Below are 18742 nucleotides of genomic sequence, written 5' to 3' on the forward strand. Positions count from 1 at the left end.
GAGAGCGCCCAGTCCGAGCTGGCCACGCATCGTCGTCACGCCTCTCTCAACTGTGACGCCCCGATTCGGTTACTGCCGCGCGCTCCGGTTCCGTCCCCTCACCGGAATGAGCGATGGCGAACAACCTCCCGCAATAGACCTTAGTCGGGGGGACAAAACGACGCGCCGGAGGCCGGGTGGCGAATCCTGGCGCATTTGCAGATTCCGCTGCGAACGCCGCAGTCGAGCGGTTACGTTCAGCTCACTAGGGGTTCACTAGCGGTCACAAGCGGCTTCAGACGCAGACGACGCATGGCATGTATGGGAGGGGCGGGCCGGTGCCTGAGCGGCTGCCGAACGAGCTGTTCGCCTCCTGGTTCCTGCGCAGCGGGTGGTCGAAGGGCGAGGTCGCCCGGCTGGTGAACCGGCGGGCGCGGGACCTCGGCGCGACGCACGTCGCCACCGACACCTCCCGGGTGCGCCGCTGGCTGGACGGCGAGCAGCCGCGCGACCCGATCCCGCGGATCCTGACCGAGCTGTTCAGCGAGCGCTTCGGCTGCGTGGTCACGCTCAGCGACCTCGGGTTGCGCGAACCGGCCAGCCCGATCGCCGGCACGCTGACCGACCTGCCCTGGTCGGCCGAGCGCACCGCCGAGCTGCTCGCGGAGTTCTGTCGCAGTGACCTGATACTCGGGCGCCGCGGCGCGGGCGGCGCTCCACCGCTGGCCGCCGGGTCCGCGCTGGTCGAGCCGGTCAAGCGCTGGCTGCTGCCCGCGCCGATGGTGCGCACGATGGGCCCGGCCGGCGCCGTGGGGACGCTCGCCCCGATGAACGCGGTCACCGTGTCGAGTGCGGCCGGCACGGCGACCGCGTCGGGAGCTGCCGCCACGCCGGGCGGCCTCGGCAGGACCGGCGGCGTCGGCCTGGCCGGCCGGCCGCGGCTGAACCGCACCGCGATCCTCGTCGAGCAGCTGGAGGAGGCGGCGCGCACCTTCCGGGAGTGGGACGCGGCGGTCGGCGGCGGAATCCGGCGCGCGGCCGTGGTCGGCCAGCTCTACGAGGTCGCCGAGGTGCTGCGGCAGTTCCGCGAGACCGCGCCGGCCCGCGAGAGCGTCCAGCCGCGACTGTTTCGCATCGCCGCGCAACTCGCCCTGCTGGCCGGGGAGATGGCGCTGGACTCTGGCCTGCAGGCGACCGCGCAGCGCTACCAGATCCTCGGCCTGCACTGCGCGAAGGAGGCGGGGGACCGGTCGCTGGCCGCCGGGATCCTGGCCGCGATGGGCCGCCAGCTGATCCATCTCAATCGCGCCCAGGACGCCCTCGACCTGCTCGCGGTCGGCCGGGCCGGAGCCCGCGGCGAACTCGAACCGCTGGCCTGCGCGCTGATCGAGGCGGTCGAGGCGCGGGCCCACGGCGCGCTCGGCCGCGCCGAACAGTGCCGCAACGCCGCGGAGCGCGCCGCTGCCTCACACGAGCTTGGCCGTGCGCAAGACCACACGCCGGAGTGGCTCGCCGGTTACACCACCGCCGCCTTACACGCCGAGCTCGGCCAGGCCTTCCGCGACCTGGCCGACCGCGTTCCGGCCGCGGCCACCGAGGCCGCCGCCGAGTTTGAGGCCGCGGTGCTGCTCTACGAACGCGAGGGCGCCTCGCAGCTGCGTGGCCACGTGGCCGCGCTGATCGGCTTCGCGGACGCCCGAACGCTGCTCGCCGACGCCGCCTCAGCCGCCGACGCCCTGCGTACGGCCTGCTTGCTCGCGGTCCGGCTAAGGTCGCGGCAGACCGAGGAACGGCTGCGCGAAGTACTGGCCCGCGCCCGGCAACGCTTCCCCCAGGAGCCCGCTCTGCGCGAGCTCACCGAGCGGTTGCGCGACCCCGCTCCGGGGCCCGGCGCCTTCCCGATCCCGGCGGCGGCTCTCCCTCTCCAGGCGTTCACACGCTCGTAACCAGTTTGAGCAATCCGTCACGTCAGTGAAACATCACGCGCCGTGAGCGGTAACGGCTCGCGGCGATGGTTCTGCGCAGGACAACGGCGTCACCCCCCTGTGAACGGTCGGCCGCGCGGTCGGCACCCCACTGTGCGCAACCCTCCACTGACACGACCCTGTTACGGTCCTGGCCGCTGCGCCGGACCGCCGGGCGGGCCTCGCGAAGGATACGTGAACGATGCCAACTCTTGACTCCGGTAACACCGCCTGGGTGCTGGCAAGCTCAGCGCTCGTGCTGCTGATGACGCCAGGGCTCGCCTTCTTCTATGGCGGCATGGTGCGCGCCAAGAGCGTGCTCAACATGCTGATGATGAACTTCATCTGTATTGCGATCGTCACCGTGGCATGGGTGCTGTACGGATGGTCGGTTTCGTTCGGTAACGCGAATGACGCGAGCGGAAGCGGCTTCTGGGGCGGTCTGACCCAGTGGGGCATGCACAGCATCGCCACCGGCGCCAGCTCCGGCCACCCTGGGATCTACGGCTCGACCGGCGTGCCGCTGTTCGCGGTCGCCTGCTTCCAGCTGATGTTCGCGATCATCACCCCCGCGCTGATCTCCGGCGCGATCGCCGACCGTACCAAGTTCGTCGGCTGGAGCGTGTACGTACTCGGCTGGGTCACGCTGATCTACTTCCCGGTCGCGCACTGGGTCTTCTCGCCCAACGGCTTCATCAACGCCAAGCTGCACGTGATGGACTTCGCCGGTGGTACCGCGGTCCACATCAACGCCGGTGCTGGCGCTCTCGCCTGCGCCCTGGTGATCGGCAAGCGGGTCGGCTTCCGCAAGGACCCGATGCGTCCGCACAACGTGCCGTTCGTAATGCTCGGCGCCGCGCTGCTGTGGTTCGGCTGGTTCGGCTTCAACGCCGGCTCCGCGCTCACCGCCAGCGGCCAGGCCTCGGTCGTCTTCCTCAACACCCAGGTCGCCACCTGCACCGCGGTGATCGGCTGGCTGGCCGCGGAGAAGATCCAGCACGGCAAGTTCACCACCGTCGGCGCGGCCTCCGGCGCGGTCGCGGGCCTGGTCGCGATCACCCCGGCCTGTGCCTCGGTCTCCCCGATCGGCGCCATCTTCGTGGGCCTGATCCCCGGCTTCGTCTGCGCCTACGCGATCAACCTGAAGAACAAGTTCGGCTACGACGACTCGCTCGACGTCGTCGGCGTCCACCTGGTCGGCGGTATCCTCGGCACGCTGTTGATCGGCCTGTTCGCCGACCCGATCGAGGTCGGGGCCTACACCAACGGCGCGCGTGAGGGCCTGTTCTACGGCGGCGGCCTTGACCAGCTGTGGGCGCAGGCCGAGGGAGCGGGCATCGTGTTCGCCTACTCCTTCCTGGTCTCCCTCATCCTGGCGTTCGTCGTGCACAAGACCATCGGCCTGCGGGTCACCGAAGAGGCCGAGATCACCGGCGTGGACCAGACCGAGCACGCCGAGACCGCGTACGACTGGGGCGGCCTCAGCGGCGCCCTGCACCGCGCGGCGGTGAGCGTGGCCGCCGCGACCGCACCGGCATCCGCTGCGGCGGCCGAGCCGATCGGCGCCGCGTCCTCCGATGAGAAGGTCGAAGCCTGACCATGAAGCTGATCACCGCGATCATCAAGCCATACAAGCTGGACGAGGTTAAAAGCGCGCTGCAGGCCTTCGGCGTGCACGGGCTGACGGTCACCGAGGCCTCCGGCTACGGCCGCCAGCGTGGTCACACCGAGGTCTACCGCGGCGCCGAGTACACCATCGACCTGGTGCCGAAGATCAAGCTGGACCTGCTGGTCGAGGACCACGACGTGGAGACCCTGATCGACGTCATCGCCAAGGCCGCGCAGACCGGCAAGATCGGCGACGGCAAAGTGTGGGTCACTCCGGTCGAGTCGGTGGTGCGGGTGCGCACCGGCGAGCGCGGAGCGGACGCGCTCTAAGTCACAGGCGGGGTGAGCGGGCGGAGGCCGGATCCGGTCTCCGCCCGTCCGCGTGCCGGGGCGACGTGGCAGCGTGGAACGAGCAGGGCCGCAGTGCGAGCCGCAGGACCACAGTGCGAGCCGCAGGACCGCGGTGTGAGCAGAGCCGCTGTGTGAGCAGAACCGGAACGGGAGCGAGCGGAGAGGCCGCATGGGATACGCCGAGCAGCGCACCGAGCTGATCGCCTCCGGGCTGCGCGGGCCGAAGCTGCGCGGCGCGCTCGCCGAGGCGGCCGATGCGTGGCTGACGGAGCTGTTCGCGAACGCGCTCGCCGCCGCCGGTCTGCGTGCCGGGGGCGGGGAGGCGGGAGCCACGGTCCACGGCACAGGCGTCGCGCTGGTGGCCGTCGGCGGCTACGGCCGCTCGGAACTGTCCCCGGGCAGCGACCTGGACGTACTGCTGCTGCACGACGGCTCGCACAAGTCCGACCGGATCGCCAAGCTCGCCGACGCGATCTGGTACCCGGTCTGGGACTCGAAGGTGAAGCTCGACCACTCGGTGCGCACGATCGGCGAGGCGCGATCCATGGCGAAGGAGGACCTGCCGGTCGCCCTCGGCCTGCTGACGGCGCGTCACATCGTCGGCGATCCCACGCTGACGGCGGGGCTGCGCACGTCCGCGCTCTCCGACTGGCGCGCCGGAGCGGCCAAGCGGCTGCCCGAAGTGCAAGCCACGCGCGCCGAACGCCTCGAACTGCACGGCGAACTGGCTTACCGGCTCGAAGGCGACCTCAAGGAGGCGATCGGCGGCCTGCGCGACGCTTACGCACTAACCGCTATCTCAGCCTCCTGGCTCGCCGACATCCCGCACGGCGAACCGGAGGCCGCGCGGGCCCGCCTACTCGACGTGCGCGACGCGCTGCACATCACCACCGGCAGGGCTGCCGATCGGCTGCTGCTCCAGGAGCAGGACGACGTAGCGGCGCAGCTGGGGCTCAGCGGCGGCGCGGACGAGCTGCTGGCCGAGGTCGCCGACGCCGCGCGCACCATCGCGTATGCCTGCGATGTGGCGTGGCGGCGGATCGAACAGGTGCTGGCTCAGCGCACGTGGTCCGGTCGCCGGCGCGGCGCGGCGACACAGCGCACACCACTCGCGGACGGTGTCGTCGCGGCGGACGGGGAGGCGACCCTCGCGCTCGCGGCAGACCCGGCGCGTGACCCGGTACTGCTGCTGCGTGCCGCGGCGGCAGCGGCCTCGGCAGGACTGCCGCTCGCGCCCGCAGCGTTGCGCCGCCTCGGCGAGGAGGGCGCGCCGTTGCCGGTTCCCTGGCCGCGTGCGGCCCGCGAGGAGTTCGTGCGCCTTCTCGGTTCGGGGGCCGGCCTCGTCCCGGTGTGGGAGGCGCTGGACCGCACCTCGCTGCTCAGCCGACTGCTGCCCGAGTGGGAGCGAACCAGGTCGCTGCCACAACGCAACGCACTGCACATCCACACCGTCGACCGGCACTCCGTACAGACTGCGGTCCAGGCGGCCAAGCGCACGCGACGAGTCGCCCGGCCGGACCTGCTTCTCGTCGCAGCCGTCTGTCACGATCTCGGCAAGGGCTTGCACGGCGAGAACGGCGAACCGATCGACCACAGCGAAGCCGGCGCCGAAATCGTCGTCGGCCTGGCCGCGCGCCTCGGCTTCAACGCCGCGGACAGCGCCGTGCTCGCCGCGCTCGTGCGCCACCATCTGCTGCTGGCACAGCTGGCCGTCAACCGGGACCCGGACGACCCGGCGACGCTAGACGCGTTGCTGGCCGCCGCCGACGTGCCCAGTGGCTCCGTGGACGCCGCCGAGTTCGTCGCGCTGCTGCACGCACTCACCGAGGCCGACTCGGAGGCGACCGGGCCGGCGGTGTGGAGCCGCTGGCGCGAGGCACTGCTGCGCGGGCTCGCGGACCGCGCGCGTGCCCGGCTCGCCGGACATGCACTGGCCGCCGCTCCCGCATTCGACGGCTCCGCGCTCGCCGCGCGCGCGGCCGCGTCGCCCGACCGGCTGGCGGTGCTGGCACTGGCCCCCGGGGCGGCCGGCGTCGCAAGGCTCGATGTCGCGCTCCCGGACCAGATCGGGGTGCTGGCGACGGTCGCGGGCGTGCTCAGCCTGCGGCATGTGCGGATCCTCGCCGCCGAAGTCGAGACGGTCGGTTCAGTACCAGGCGGGCCGATCGGTAACGCAGCGGCCGGCGGTAACGCAGCGGCTGGCGGAAGCGCGGTGGCTGGCGGGAGCGGCGGCGGGGAGCTGTGGGCGGTGCAGCGCTGGACTGTCGCCGCGGAGTACGGCGAATTACCGGACATCGCGCGGCTGCGCACCGACCTGCGCGCAGCGCTCGGCGGACGGCTCGACCTGGCCGCGCGCGTCGCGTCCCGAGAGGCGGAGCATCGCCCGGTGGGCCGTGCCCGGCTGGCCCAGCCGCCGTCCGTGACAGTGCTCGAAGACGCCTCGGCGGTCGCCACGGTGATCGAGATCCGCGCGGGCGACACGCCCGGCCTGCTGCACCGGGTCGCCTCCGCGATCGCGGCCTCCGGGGCGGACATCGCCACCGCGCGTATCGCCACCCTCGGCGCTGAAGCGATCGACGTGTTCTACCTCACTGGCCCGGAGGGCGCCCGGCTCGCCACTCAGGACGCGGAGCGCGTGGCCGAACGGATCAGGTCTGCGCTCGGTGCCTGACCCGCACGGGACCAGCGCTTTGCGGCCGGATTCCTAAACCGCCGAAGATTTGGACAGCGCTTCACCTCGCGTTCACACCGGCAGTTCAGGCGCGGGATAGCGTCGCGGCGAGCCCGAGAACGAGCCGTGAACGAGTCGGCCGTGCCGTCCCGCCAGGAGGCGTCCCGTGGAGCCCACCAGTTCTGTCACTGCTGCTTCGGAGAGCCGCACAGTCGAGAGCACCGAGTCTGAGGCGACGCTGCCGGAGAAGGGCGGATTCAGCCGCCGTTCCGCGCTGCGTGCGGCTGTAGTCGGCGGTGCGCTAGCCGGCGCGCCGGTGGCCGTCGCCGCTCCGGCCTCGGCCGCATCGGCTGTGTCCGTATCGAGCGTGACCACCGCAGCCCAGGCCACGTCACCGCTGCTGTGGCGTCAGCCGGAGAAGCTTGGCGCGCCGCCGGTGGACGGCCTGCACCTTACGTTCGGGGCGGACCCGTCGCGTGAGATGTTCGTGTCCTGGTCCAGCGTCACGCCGATCTTAAAGGCCCGAGTGCGGTACGGCACGCCAGAGGACGGCTTCGGTCACGAGGCTAAGGCCGAGACCCGTACGTACATCGACGCCGCCAGCAACCGCGAGGTCTACGTTCACCACGCGCACCTGACGAACCTGCACCCTGACACGACCTACGTCTACGCAGCGCTCGGCGACGGCGTACTGCCTGACGCCGGAACGTTCCGTACCGCACCGACCGGCCGCGCACCGTTCACGTTCACCAGCTTCGGTGACCAGTCGGTACCCAGTGTCGGCTGGCTGCCAGGAGCCGGATCCGGTACGTACAGCGCCGGAATCAGCGGCCTGGCCTCGCCCGCCGCCGCCGACATCGTGCACGGCATCGAGCAGGTCCAGCCGCTCTTCCACCTCCTCAACGGAGACCTCTGCTACGCGAACCTCTCCAACGACCGGGTGCGCACCTGGAACTCGTTCTTCGCGAACAACACCCGCTCCACCCGCTACCGGCCGTGGATGCCTGCCGCCGGAAACCACGAGAACGAGAAGGGCAACGGCCCGATCGGCTACCAGGCCTACCTCACCCGCTTCGCGCTGCCGGGCAACGGCTCGGCCGACTGGAACGGTCTGTGGTACGCGTTCACGGCCGGCAGCGTCCGAGTCATCGTGCTGCAGAACGACGAGGTGGCGCTGCAGGACGCCGGAGACTCGTACGTCAACGGCTACAGCGGCGGCGAGCAGCGCGCCTGGCTCGAGCGGCAGCTGAAGGCGGCGCGCGCCTCCCGGCAGATCGACTGGATCGTGGTCTGCATGCACCAGGTGATGGTCAGCTCCTCGGACGCGAACGGCGCCGACCTGGGCATCCGGCAGAACTGGGGACCACTGTTCGACCGGTACGAGGTGGACTTGGTGCTCTGCGGGCACGAGCACGACTACGAGCGCTCCCTCGCGGTGCGCGGCACCGTGTCCGGCTCCGAGACGCTCACCCCGAACCCGGTCTCCTCCGCGACCGACGACATCGACACCTCGCAGGGAACCGTGCACATGGTGCTCGGCGGAGGTGGCACGAACTCGCCATCGAACTCGAAGTTCTTCACCAACGGGACCGGCAAGGTCATCACGGCGGTCGGCGCGGTCGGCGCCAACGGCAAGAAGACGCCGACCTACGTCTTCGAGCAGGCCGTCTGGTCGGCCTTCCGCGACCTGACCCACCCCTACGGCTTCGCGGCCTTCGACGTGGACCCGGGCAACCGGCCCGGCGGGCAAACCTCGATCCGGGTCACCTACTACACCGTGGCGCAGCCGGACGGGGCGATCGCGCCGCTTGAGTCCTTCACCTTGCACCGCAAGCGCTCCGACGGCTGAGGCTGACGGCTCGCGCGCGGCGATACGCGGTGGCACGCGGCGCGACGGGCAGCGACAGGGGCAGTGCAGCTAGCTAGCCGCTGCGGGCGGGCCTGAGCCGGGCGTCTTAGCTGCTCAGGCCCGCTCAGACGGCGGACGGCGCCCCGGAGGGAGCCGCGGCGCCGGATGAAGCCTCCGGCTGGTGAGGCCGCGCGGTTTGCATACCTTGCACACCGCGCGCCTCGTCCGGCCGCGGGATCCGGACCGGCCAGCCCGGCTCCGGGGTGAACGGCTCGCCGCGCCGGGCCTTGTACTGCGCGAAATCCGCCTCGGCGGCCGCCTTCCAGGTCGTCTGCCGGGCGTGCAACTCGGTGAGGCTCGCCTCCGCGACCTCCTGGTACCGCGCCGCCTGCGCGCGGGCCACCTCCAGCGCGGCGACCGCGTCCGCGCAGGCGTCGTGCGCGTTCTCGATAGTCACGCCGTAGTGCGCGCACTGGGCCTCAAGCGTCCGGCTGCCCTTGCGGAACCGGTCCATGGTCCGGTCGATGATCAGCGGGTCCACGATCGGGGCCACCGCCGCGACCCGGTCCCGCAGCGCCCGCAGGCCATGCCGCTCCAGTTCGGCCTCAAGCAGGGTGAGGTCGAAGGGCGCGTTGAAAACCACCAGCGGAGCGCCCTTGGCCAGGTGCGCGGCCAGCAGCGCGGCGATCCGCTCCAGCGCCTCAGCCGGCTGGGTGCCGTGCGCGCGGGCCTGCTCGGTGCTGATCCCGTGCACCGCGGCCGCCTCCGCCGGGATCTCCACGCCGGGATCGACCAGGAACTCGTGCCGCTCGCCGGTCGAGGTGACGAAGGCCGCTGAGACCAGCCGCGCGGAGAACGGGTCGGTCCCGGTCGTCTCGCAGTCGTAGGAACCGATCAGTCCGGAGTGCCAGCCGGGAGCCGGCGCGGGCAGGCAGGCGACGTGGTAGACGACCCACGCGTCCGACTCTTTGCGCAGCTCGCCGCCCTGCTCGGGAACCATCTCCCCACAGGTCTTACACGCACCGGCGTACCGGTTCGGCGCCATGGCCGCCACCGACCTCTCTGCTTGACTGAACCTCACCATAGGCGACAGCACCGACAACTCGGCCGCCGCGGATCCGGCCACGCAGCGCCAACGGATACCCTTGACCGAGACGCACGCGTGCCCGTTCGCGGGACGCCACTGTTTCAGCCGCTTCGGCGGGAGCATTCGAGGACCGCTCGAGAGCTCCGTGGCCGGCGCTCCGCTTAGGCAAAGCAGTACGCAACAACTTCAGTCCCTTCAAAGCAGCGAGGATCTGACGGCGCCGTGTTCGACACGCTTTCCGACCGCTTGGCAGCGACCTTCAAGTCCCTGCGCGGCAAGGGCCGCCTGTCCGAACAGGACATCGACGCCACCTGCCGCGAGATTCGCATCGCGCTGCTGGAAGCCGACGTGGCGCTGCCCGCGGTGCGCCAGTTCGTGGCCGCGGTCAAGCAGCGGGCCCTGGGTGCCGAGGTCTCCCAGGCGCTCAACCCCGCCCAGCAGGTCATCAAGATCGTCAACGAGGAGCTCATCTCGATCCTCGGCGGACAGACCCGCCGGATCAGATACGCCAAGCGCCCGCCGACGGTGATCCTGCTCGCGGGCCTCCAGGGCGCCGGTAAGACCAGCCTGGCCGGCAAGCTCGGCCGCTGGCTCAAGGGGCAAGGGCACAGCCCGCTGCTCGTCGCCGCGGACCTTCAGCGGCCCAACGCGGTAACGCAGCTGCAGGTGGTCGGCGAGCGGGCCGGTGTGTCGGTATTCGCGCCTGAACCGGGCAACGGCGTCGGCGACCCGGTTAAGGTCGCGCAGGACTCGATCCAGTACGCCCGCGACAAGATGTACGACGTCGTGGTCGTCGACACCGCCGGACGTCTGGGCATCGACGCGGAGCTGATGCAGCAGGCCGCCGACATCCGCGACGCGGTCAGCCCGGACGAGATCCTGTTCGTCGTGGACGCGATGATCGGCCAGGACGCGGTCACCACGGCGCAGGCCTTCCTCGACGGCGTCGGCTTCGACGGCGTGGTCCTCACCAAGCTGGACGGCGACGCGCGCGGCGGCGCGGCCCTCTCGGTCGCGCAGGTGACCGGCCGTCAGGTGATGTTCGCCTCCAACGGCGAGAAGCTCGAGGACTTCGACGTCTTCCACCCGGACCGGATGGCCTCCCGGATCCTCGGCATGGGCGACGTGCTCACCCTGATCGAGCAGGCCGAGCGCACCTTCGACGCCCAGCAGGCCGAAGAGATGGCCCGCAAGATCATGGGCGGGGACTCCTTCACGCTGGACGACTTCCTCGCGCAGATGGAGCAGCTGCGCAAGATGGGCTCCATGCAGAAGATCCTCGGCATGCTGCCCGGCATGGCCGAGGTGCGCCAGCAGCTCAACCAGATCGACGAGAAGGAGATCGACCGGGTCAGCGCGATCATCCGGTCGATGACCCCGGCCGAGCGGAAGGACCCGAAGATCCTCAACGGCTCCCGCCGGGCCCGCATCGCCCGCGGCTCCGGCGTCTCGGTCTCCGCGGTCAACAACCTGGTCGAGCGGTTCTTCGAGGCGCAGAAGGCGATGCGCACGATGAGTCGCGGCGGCATCCCCGGCATCCCGGGCTTCGGCCCCGGCGGCGGCCGCCGGATGTCCGCGAAGCAGAAGGCCAACGCGCAGGCCGCCCGCAACAAGAAGGGCCGCAGCCGCTCCGGCAACCCGGTCAAGCGCGCGGCGGAGGAGCAGGCCAAGGCGCAGCGCGCGGCCGCGGGTCCGGCGCTGCCACAGCTGCCGAACCCCGGCGGGGACTTCGAGCTGCCGGACGAGATCAAGAAGATGCTCGGCTGAGCCTGAGCAGGCGACGAGGCGATCGTCAGGGCGTCCGGTAACGCATCTCCGGACGCCCTAGGCGTTACCGGGGGAAGTTCGCCATACCGACCTTCCGGGGTTTGGTAATTCGCACCCCCTGCGGTCTGGCAGAATGGCAGGTCGAGTACTCGGACCGCGCGGCCCCTCTCTCCGCCGGCTCCGCGTCCGCCGGGAGGCCGGAAACCGCAATCCCCACGCGGCGGCTCGGCCACCCAACCGAATTACGAATCCAGGAGATCCCACTCCCGTGGCAGTCAAGATCAAGCTGAAGCGTCTGGGCAAGATCCGCACGCCGCAGTACCGCATCGTCGTCGCCGACGCCCGCACCAAGCGGGACGGCCGCGCGATCGAGGAGATCGGCAAGTACCACCCGAAGGAGGACCCGTCCTTCATCGAGGTGAACTCGGACCGCGTCCAGTACTGGCTCAGCGTCGGCGCGCAGCCGACCGAGTCGGTCGCCGCGATCCTGCGCGTCACCGGCGACTGGCAGAAGTTCCGGGGCCTGCCCGCCCCGCCGCCGATGAAGGTCGCCGCGCCGAAGGCGGACCGCAAGGCGCTGTTCGAGGCCGCGCACAAGGAGGCCGAGAACGAGCCCAAGGCGGCCACCACCGCCTCGCGCAAGCGTTCCGAGAAGCCGGCCGAGGAGGCCGCCGCCAAGCCGGCCGAGACCGAGACCCCCGCCGCGAGCAGCGAGGCCTGAGCCGATGCTGGAAGAGGCGCTTGAGCACCTGGTCAAGGGCATCGTCGAGCACCCGGACGAGGTGGTCGTCCGGGATCGGGCGCTGCGCCGCGGCCGGATTCTCGAGGTCCGGGTGCACCCCGACGACCTGGGCAAGGTCATCGGGCGCCAGGGCCGCACGGCCAAGGCGCTGCGCACCGTGATCGGCGCGCTCGAGGGCCGCTCGGTCCGCATCGACCTGGTCGAAGCGCCGGGCTATCGCTGAGCGCGCGGACCTGATGTCTGCCGATCAGATGACGGCGAACGGACACGACGACGGCGAGCCGCGTGAGAAGCTGCGGCTCGTCGTCGGCCGTATCGGCAAGGCCCACGGCCTGCGCGGCGAGGTCACCGTCGAGGTACGTACCGACGATCCCGACCTGCGGTTCGCGCCCGGCGCCGTGCTGGAGACCGACCCGGCCCGCCGCGGTCCGCTGACCGTCGCCTCCGGGCGGGTGCAGGGGGGCCGTCTGGTGCTGCGGTTCCAAGGCGTCGAGGACCGTACCGCGGCCGAGGGCCTGCGCAACACGATGCTCATCGTCAACGTGGATCCGGACGAGCTGCCGGATGACCCAGACGAGTTCTACGACCATCAGCTGGTCGGACTGCGCGTGGTGACCGTGGACGGCCAGGAAGTCGGCACGGTCGCCGAGATGCTGCACCTGCCCACGCAGGACCTGTTCGCGGTGACCCGGCCGGACGGCCGCGAGGTGCTCATCCCATTCGTCGAGGAGATCGTGCCCGACGTGGATCTGGAGGAGCAGACCGTCCTGGTCGATCCGCCAGAGGGCCTGCTCGAGCTGGCCGATCCGCCCAAGCCCGCGACCGCGGACTCCTGAGCAGCGTCCGCAGGCGGTCCCGTGCGTATCGACGTCATCACGATCTTTCCCGAATACCTGGCGCCGCTGGGTGTCTCGCTCATCGGCAAGGCCGCGGACCGCGGACTGCTGGAAGTCCGCACGCACGATTTGCGTTCATGGACCCACGACGTCCATCGCACCGTCGACGACACGCCTTACGGCGGCGGCCCCGGCATGGTGATGAAGCCTGAGCCGTGGGGCGAGGCGCTCGACACGGTAATCGCCGACGTCGCGCCAGAGTCACCTGAGCTGCTGCCGACGCTGGTCGTACCGACGCCCAGCGGCCGCCCCTTCACCCAAGCCAAAGCCGCGCAGCTGGCCGAGTCACCATGGCTGATCTTCGCCTGCGGTCGGTATGAGGGCATCGATCGGCGCGTTATCGACTCGGCAGTTGAGCGGATGCCCGTAGAAGAGCTGTCTATCGGTGACTACGTGCTGGCCGGGGGAGAGGTCGCCGTTCTCGTCATGGTCGAAGCGATCGGACGGCTGCTACCCGGTGTCCTGGGCAACGCCGAATCGGTCCGTGACGACTCCTTCGCCGCCGGCGCGATGGAAAGCCTGCTGGAAGGCCCGGTGTACACCAAGCCGGCCGAGTGGCGCGGCCGCGTCGTGCCCGAGATCCTCACCTCGGGCAACCACGGCGCGATCGCCCGCTGGCGCCGCGACCAGGCCTTCGCGCGAACGGCCGCGCATCGGCCCGAACTGCTCGCCAGGCTCGACCCGGCCGCGCTCGACAAGAAGGACCGCATCGCGCTCGCCGCACTCGGCTGGCACATCGAGGACGACCGCCTGGTACCGGACCGTGCCACTGAAGACAAGGCACCGGACGACCGTGTACCTGACGACGGTGTAACCAACGACGGTGTAACCAACGACGGTGCACCGGGCGATTTCGCCGATCAGCCCCCCGCGTGAGAGACTGACCCGTCGGCCCGACCGGCCGCGTCACCCTGCGGTCCGCGCCACTCCTGCCATGGGGGGAGCGAAGCGCGCAGCACGGTCGAGGCCCGACGATTACGCAAACCACTGAAGCCGTGGGTGACCTGTGGCACCTGCGAGGAGACCACGATGCAGAAGCTAGACGAGCTCGACTTTCAGTCGCTGCGCTCCGACGTACCCGCGTTCAACCCCGGTGACACCCTCAACGTGCACGTCCGGGTCGTCGAGGGCAACCGCTCCCGGATCCAGGTGTTCAAGGGCGTCGTGATCCGTCGCCAGGGCGCGGGCGTGCGCGAGACCTTCACCGTCCGCAAGATCAGCTTCGGTGTCGGCGTGGAGCGCACCTTCCCGGTGCACACCCCGGTGATCGAGAAGATCGAGGTCGTCACCCGCGGCGACGTGCGCCGTGCGAAGCTCTACTACCTGCGTGACCTGCGCGGCAAGAAGGCGAAGATCAAGGAGAAGGTCGACTACGCGCGGTAGTTCGGCCGGTTCGCCGGATTCCGCAGAACCGGCGGCCTACTTTTCCCGTGTCACCCTCGGTACCCTCGGGAACCGGGGGTGTTCGCCTTTCTTCAGGCGGAATCGGTAGTCTGCGAGGCTGGTGACACCAGCGCGCGGCGCGGTGCGAGGCGACTGGAGGATCGGCGTGGCGAAGGGGCGGCGACGCCGGCTTAAGCCGATCAAGCTGTGGCGGGAGATTCCGATCCTGCTCGGCATCGCCCTGCTGCTCGCCCTCGGTATCAAAACCTTCATGGTGCAGGCGTTCTTCATCCCGTCGCAGTCGATGCAGAACACGATCATGCCCGGCGACCGGGTGCTGGTGAACAAGTTCTCGCCCTGGTTCGGCGCCCAGCCGCAGCGCGGCCAGATCGTGGTCTTCCACGATCCCGGCGGCTGGCTTGAGGGCACGGCCACGCCGGCCTCGGACAACCCGATAGTGCGTGACGTCAAGAGCGTCTTCACCTACGTCGGCTTGTTGCCCTCGGCCAACGAACACGATCTGATCAAGCGGGTCATCGGGGTACCCGGAGATCGTGTCGTCTGCTGCGACGCACAGGGTCGGATCACAGTCAACGGCGTACCGCTCGACGAGACGGGGTACCTCTTCCCGGGCGCGCAGCCTTCCACGATCCGTTTCGACGTCACCGTCAAACCCGGGCGAATCTGGGTGATGGGTGACAATCGCGGGGATTCGGCAGATTCCAGATACCACATGACCGGCGGATCTGACGGTACTGTGCCAATCAGCGACGTGGTGGGTCACGCGTTCGTGTTGATCTGGCCGCCAAGCCGCGCCGGCGGGCTGGGTGTTCCGGCTACCTTTCACCAGAAGGCGTTGGCCGGGTTCCCGCCGGCTCCGGCGCTGCCTGCCACCGCGGCGCTCCTCGGGGCGTTCCCGGTGCGGCTGCTGGGCCGGCGAGGGTGGCGATGGGCTAGGTCGACACGGTTCCTAACAGACACGAGGTTGCGACGTGGCATTGGACAGACCGGACGCACTGGGCGCACAGGGGCAGCCCGGGACGGTGACCGGTGGGCGTGGAACCGATGGGGACGGTTCGCGCGGACACGGTGGCGATGGCGGGTTCCCGGGGCCGGATGGCTTCGCGGCGCACGCAGGCTTCGCCGAGCAGACGCCGAATGCAGGGACCGCGGCGTCTGAGGAGTCGTCAGCAGCCGGCCGCAACGGGCACACAGGAGCCGCAGAGGAGCCCGGGGCCAAGGAACCGGACCAGCCGCAGCCGGACGGCAGCGGAGGCGAGGAGGGGGCCGCTAAGCCGCGCTCGGCGCTCGGCTGGGTCTTCCTGCCGTTCGTGGCCGTGTGGCGCTTCCTGTTCCCGAAGAAGCCGCGCCCGTTCATCGTGGAACTGCCGTTCCTCGTCGTCTTCGCCCTCTTCCTCGCCTTCCTGATCAAGACCTTCCTGGTCCAGGCGTTCTTCATCCCGAGCGGTTCGATGCAGAACACGCTCGCGATCGGCGACCGGGTGCTGGTGAACCGCGCCTCGGTGTGGCTCGGCGGGCAGCCGCAGCGTGGCCAGATTGTCGTCTTCCAGGATCCGGGCGGCTGGCTCGGCCCGGAGGAGACCACGTCAAGCAGCAACTGGCTCACCAAGACGCTCACCTTTGTCGGCGTGCTGCCCCAGGACAACGGCGACCTGATCAAGCGGGTCATCGGCGTCGGCGGCGACCACGTGGTGTGCTGTAACGCGCAGGGCCAGATCACGGTCAACGGCGTACCGCTCGACGAGACGTACCTGTATCCGGGCGACTCGCCGGGCTCAGGCCAGGACGGCACCTTCGACATCACGGTCCCGCAGGGCCGGCTGTGGGTCATGGGTGACCACCGCGGCGTCTCCGAGGACTCCCGTGCGCACCAGTCGCTCAACGGTGGCACCATCCCGGTCAGCGCGGTCGTCGGCCGGGCCGATCTGGTCATCTGGCCGATCAGCCACTGGGGCACGCTGCCGGTGCCTAACACGTTCAAGCAGACCGGCCTGTCCACGCTTGCCGCTCCCGGTGGTGTCCCGGCCGTGGCGATGGTCGGCGCGTTGCCCGTGACGCTGCTGCGTCGGCGTCGGAAGCTGCGCAAGCTTGCTCGGAAGGCTCAACAGGCGCACGAGTAGCTAATCTGATTACGTGTCAGCGCTCCAGCAGCCCCTCGATTTGGGCATCCCGTTACCGCCGACCCTCGGTGGAGAGCAGGACCTCTATGGGTACGAGGCGGCGCTGCGCCTTCACGGTTTCGCCTCGGTAGCCGGTGCGGACGAAGCGGGACGCGGCGCCTGCGCGGGACCGCTGGTGGCCGGCGCCGTCATCCTGCCTCCCGACCTGCGGCCGGACGGCCTCAACGACTCGAAGCTGATGACCGCCGCCGCCCGGGAGCGGGCATATGAGCAGATCGTCAGTCACGCGGCCTGGGCGGTGGCGATCATCCCCGCCGCCGAGGTGGACCGGATGGGCGTGCAGCAGGCCAACTACGCGGCGCTGCGTCAGGCCGTCGCGGGCCTGTCGCAGGCGCCGGGCCTGGTCCTGTTCGACGGCTTCGCGGTGCCCGGTGTGGCGATCCGCAGCCAGGCCGTGGTGAAGGGCGACCGGCTGGCCGCCTGCATCTCTGCGGCCTCGGTGATAGCGAAGGTCACCCGCGACCGGATCATGGTCGAGTTGCACGAAACCCACCCGGTCTACGGTTTCGCAGCTCACAAGGGGTACTCGACGGCTGCGCACCAGGCGGCCCTGGACGAGCACGGGCCGTGCCCCGAGCACCGCCGCTCCTACGCGAACGTGCCCGGAGCGCGTCCGTGTCCCGTGGCGGAAGGGGGAGACCCGGGACAGGACACCGCCGGAGCGATTGTGGGTCAGAATGGGAAGGGGAGCGCCCAGGCCGCCCAGGGCGATCTCCTGGACTTCGGCGTAGTCGCCGAAGCCGGTTCACGAGCTCGACTGGACTTTTAGGGGAGCGCGGGAATGAGCGCCGAGGATCTCGAGAAGTACGAGACCGAGATGGAGCTTCAGCTCTACCGGGAGTACCGGGACGTGGTCGGGCTCTTCCGTTACGTCGTGGAGACGGAGCGGCGGTTCTACCTCACCAACCACGTCGACCTGGACGTCCGCTCGGCCGACGGCGAGGTCTACTTCGAGGTCACCATGTCCGACGCGTGGGTCTGGGACATGTACCGCCCGGCCCGCTTCGTCAAGAACGTGAAGGTCGTGACGTTCAAGGACGTCAACGTCGAGGAGCTGGCCAAGGCGGACCTGGAAGTCCCCACCGACTAAGGCCGCCCTCGCCGAAACGTAACCCCTGGTCAGACCCCATCTCGTCAAAGTTATCCACAGTCCGAGGAATTTTTGCCCCATTTTCCCTCTCGATCCCGCATTGTGGATCTTGCCGGGAAGGTCCGGCACCGGCGCGAGCCGGATCCACGGGAACGGGAAAGCGGGGCAGCACGATGGGAACGGCGGCAGTTTTCGCGGCACACCGCCGCACGCGCGGCGAGTTCAGCGTCACGAGCGGTCTGCGCGAACAGCCCGGCAGCTGGCAGTGGGGCCATTGGCTTGGCCGATACGGCGAGGAGGCGGCGGCGCACTACCTGCTCGGCGCGGGCTATCAGCTCCTGGATCGCAACTGGGTGTGCCGAGACCCCGACCTGCGCGGCGAACTTGACCTCGTCGCGCGCTACCGCCGCACGGTGGTCGCCTGCGAGGTCAAAACGCGCGCAGGCGACCTCCTCGCGCACCCGGCACAGGCGGTCACCCGAGAGAAAGCCGCGCGGCTAAGGCTGCTCGCAGCCCGCTGGCTCCACGAACACCAACGCGGCGCCTCCCCACCCCTCCACCGTGCCGCCCGCCTGCGCATCGACGTCATCGCGATCCGCACCGGCCCGCGCCCGCCCTACCCGCTGCGCAGCCTCGACCACCTCGTCGGCGTGGCGTAGCACGTCCACCGTCCATCGAGCCGGACTCCGCACCGAACGAGGAGCCGCACCGAGCCCACGACCTCGCCAGCCCGTCCAGCCGGTTTGCCGACCAGCCGGTCCAGCTGGCCAGTCGTGCGATCACCACATCCGGCTCGCGGCCCCGCGCTCGGTGCGGCGTGACCTCCGTGCCGAGGCCGCACCCGCTCGCGACCTCGATTACTTGCTAGGACAGGTCGCACCTGGCTCCAGCCTCAGCACACGCTGCCCAGCGCTGGCCGCTGCTGCACCGAGTTGCTGGCCAGCCTGGCCGGTCACGCCAAGGCGGCATCCGGTTCGCTGCCTCGTGGCCTCGTCAGCGCGGCACTCGTTCGGGCTGCGCTCGCAAGGGCGCAACGGGTTCGCAGCCTTGCCGCCTCGCCAGCGCAGCAGTCGCCCGAGGCTGCGCTCGATCCGAGTCTTCGGCACCCCTTCGTGTCGACTCTCTCCTCCTCGATCATCTCCTCCTGCCACTCA

General features: G+C 70.2%; 16 protein-coding genes and 1 pseudogene. 16 read left to right on the top strand and 1 reads right to left on the bottom strand.

The window, feature by feature from the left end:
* Window positions 1-317 precede the first annotated feature (317 nt).
* The 5 genes from VFA06_RS02910 to VFA06_RS02930 all read left to right on the top strand — a co-directional run bounded on the left by VFA06_RS02910 (window position 318) and on the right by VFA06_RS02930 (window position 8422).
* The gene (locus VFA06_RS02910; RefSeq protein ID WP_324838791.1) at window positions 318-1925 is read left to right on the top strand and encodes a hypothetical protein; all 1608 of its coding nucleotides are present in this window, start codon (window positions 318-320) and stop codon (window positions 1923-1925) included.
* Window positions 1926-2145: 220 nt separating this feature from the next.
* Complete coding sequence (locus VFA06_RS02915; protein ID WP_324838792.1) at window positions 2146-3540, top strand: ammonium transporter; 1395 nt, start codon at window positions 2146-2148, stop codon at window positions 3538-3540.
* 2 nt (window positions 3541-3542) lie between these two features.
* On the top strand, window positions 3543-3881 hold the full coding sequence (locus VFA06_RS02920) for a P-II family nitrogen regulator (RefSeq protein ID WP_324838793.1): 339 nt from the start codon (window positions 3543-3545) through the stop codon (window positions 3879-3881).
* 148 nt (window positions 3882-4029) lie between these two features.
* Window positions 4030-6573, top strand: coding sequence for a [protein-PII] uridylyltransferase (locus VFA06_RS02925; RefSeq protein ID WP_324838838.1), 2544 nt, complete (start codon window positions 4030-4032; stop codon window positions 6571-6573).
* Window positions 6574-6811: 238 nt separating this feature from the next.
* Window positions 6812-8422, top strand: a complete 1611-nt coding sequence (locus tag VFA06_RS02930; RefSeq protein ID WP_414639810.1) for a purple acid phosphatase family protein — start codon at window positions 6812-6814, stop codon at window positions 8420-8422.
* Window positions 8423-8546: 124 nt separating this feature from the next.
* Here VFA06_RS02930 and VFA06_RS02935 read toward each other — a convergent pair whose 3' ends face one another.
* Window positions 8547-9467 carry an exonuclease domain-containing protein gene (locus VFA06_RS02935; RefSeq protein ID WP_324838839.1) on the bottom strand — a complete coding sequence of 307 codons (921 nt, stop codon included), beginning with the start codon at window positions 9465-9467 and terminating at the stop codon, window positions 8547-8549.
* Between the two features lie 264 nt (window positions 9468-9731).
* Between VFA06_RS02935 and ffh the strand changes: the two genes are divergently transcribed.
* From ffh to VFA06_RS02990, 11 genes and pseudogenes are all read left to right on the top strand, one after another.
* Window positions 9732-11276, top strand: coding sequence for a signal recognition particle protein (ffh, locus tag VFA06_RS02940; protein WP_324838795.1), 1545 nt, complete (start codon window positions 9732-9734; stop codon window positions 11274-11276).
* Between the two features lie 268 nt (window positions 11277-11544).
* Complete coding sequence (gene rpsP, locus VFA06_RS02945; RefSeq protein ID WP_324838796.1) at window positions 11545-11997, top strand: 30S ribosomal protein S16; 453 nt, start codon at window positions 11545-11547, stop codon at window positions 11995-11997.
* A gap of 4 nt (window positions 11998-12001) precedes the next feature.
* A complete protein-coding gene (locus VFA06_RS02950; protein ID WP_324838797.1) occupies window positions 12002-12241 on the top strand; it encodes an RNA-binding protein in 240 nt (79 codons plus the stop codon).
* 70 nt (window positions 12242-12311) lie between these two features.
* Window positions 12312-12854, top strand: a complete 543-nt coding sequence (gene rimM, locus VFA06_RS02955; RefSeq protein WP_349260030.1) for a ribosome maturation factor RimM — start codon at window positions 12312-12314, stop codon at window positions 12852-12854.
* A 21-nt stretch (window positions 12855-12875) separates the two neighbouring features.
* On the top strand, window positions 12876-13790 hold the full coding sequence (trmD, locus tag VFA06_RS02960; RefSeq protein WP_324838799.1) for a tRNA (guanosine(37)-N1)-methyltransferase TrmD: 915 nt from the start codon (window positions 12876-12878) through the stop codon (window positions 13788-13790).
* Window positions 13791-13943: 153 nt separating this feature from the next.
* On the top strand, window positions 13944-14297 hold the full coding sequence (gene rplS, locus VFA06_RS02965) for a 50S ribosomal protein L19 (RefSeq protein ID WP_324838800.1): 354 nt from the start codon (window positions 13944-13946) through the stop codon (window positions 14295-14297).
* Window positions 14298-14463: 166 nt separating this feature from the next.
* Window positions 14464-15090 (top strand): annotated as a pseudogene (gene lepB / locus VFA06_RS26020) (signal peptidase I); the annotation flags it as partial.
* Window positions 15091-15340: 250 nt separating this feature from the next.
* On the top strand, window positions 15341-16438 hold the full coding sequence (lepB, locus tag VFA06_RS02975; RefSeq protein ID WP_414639809.1) for a signal peptidase I: 1098 nt from the start codon (window positions 15341-15343) through the stop codon (window positions 16436-16438).
* 40 nt (window positions 16439-16478) lie between these two features.
* Entirely contained in the window at window positions 16479-17267 is a 789-nt protein-coding gene (locus VFA06_RS02980; protein WP_414639811.1) for a ribonuclease HII, read from the top strand.
* Window positions 17268-17279: 12 nt separating this feature from the next.
* Entirely contained in the window at window positions 17280-17588 is a 309-nt protein-coding gene (locus tag VFA06_RS02985; RefSeq protein ID WP_324838803.1) for a DUF2469 domain-containing protein, read from the top strand.
* A gap of 173 nt (window positions 17589-17761) precedes the next feature.
* The gene (locus VFA06_RS02990) at window positions 17762-18247 is read left to right on the top strand and encodes a YraN family protein (RefSeq protein WP_324838804.1); all 486 of its coding nucleotides are present in this window, start codon (window positions 17762-17764) and stop codon (window positions 18245-18247) included.
* Window positions 18248-18742: the final 495 nt, after the last annotated feature.

Origin of the sequence: Actinocrinis sp. (genome assembly GCF_035653575.1) — a bacterium.
Taxonomy (GTDB): Bacteria; Actinomycetota; Actinomycetes; order Streptomycetales; family Catenulisporaceae; genus Actinocrinis.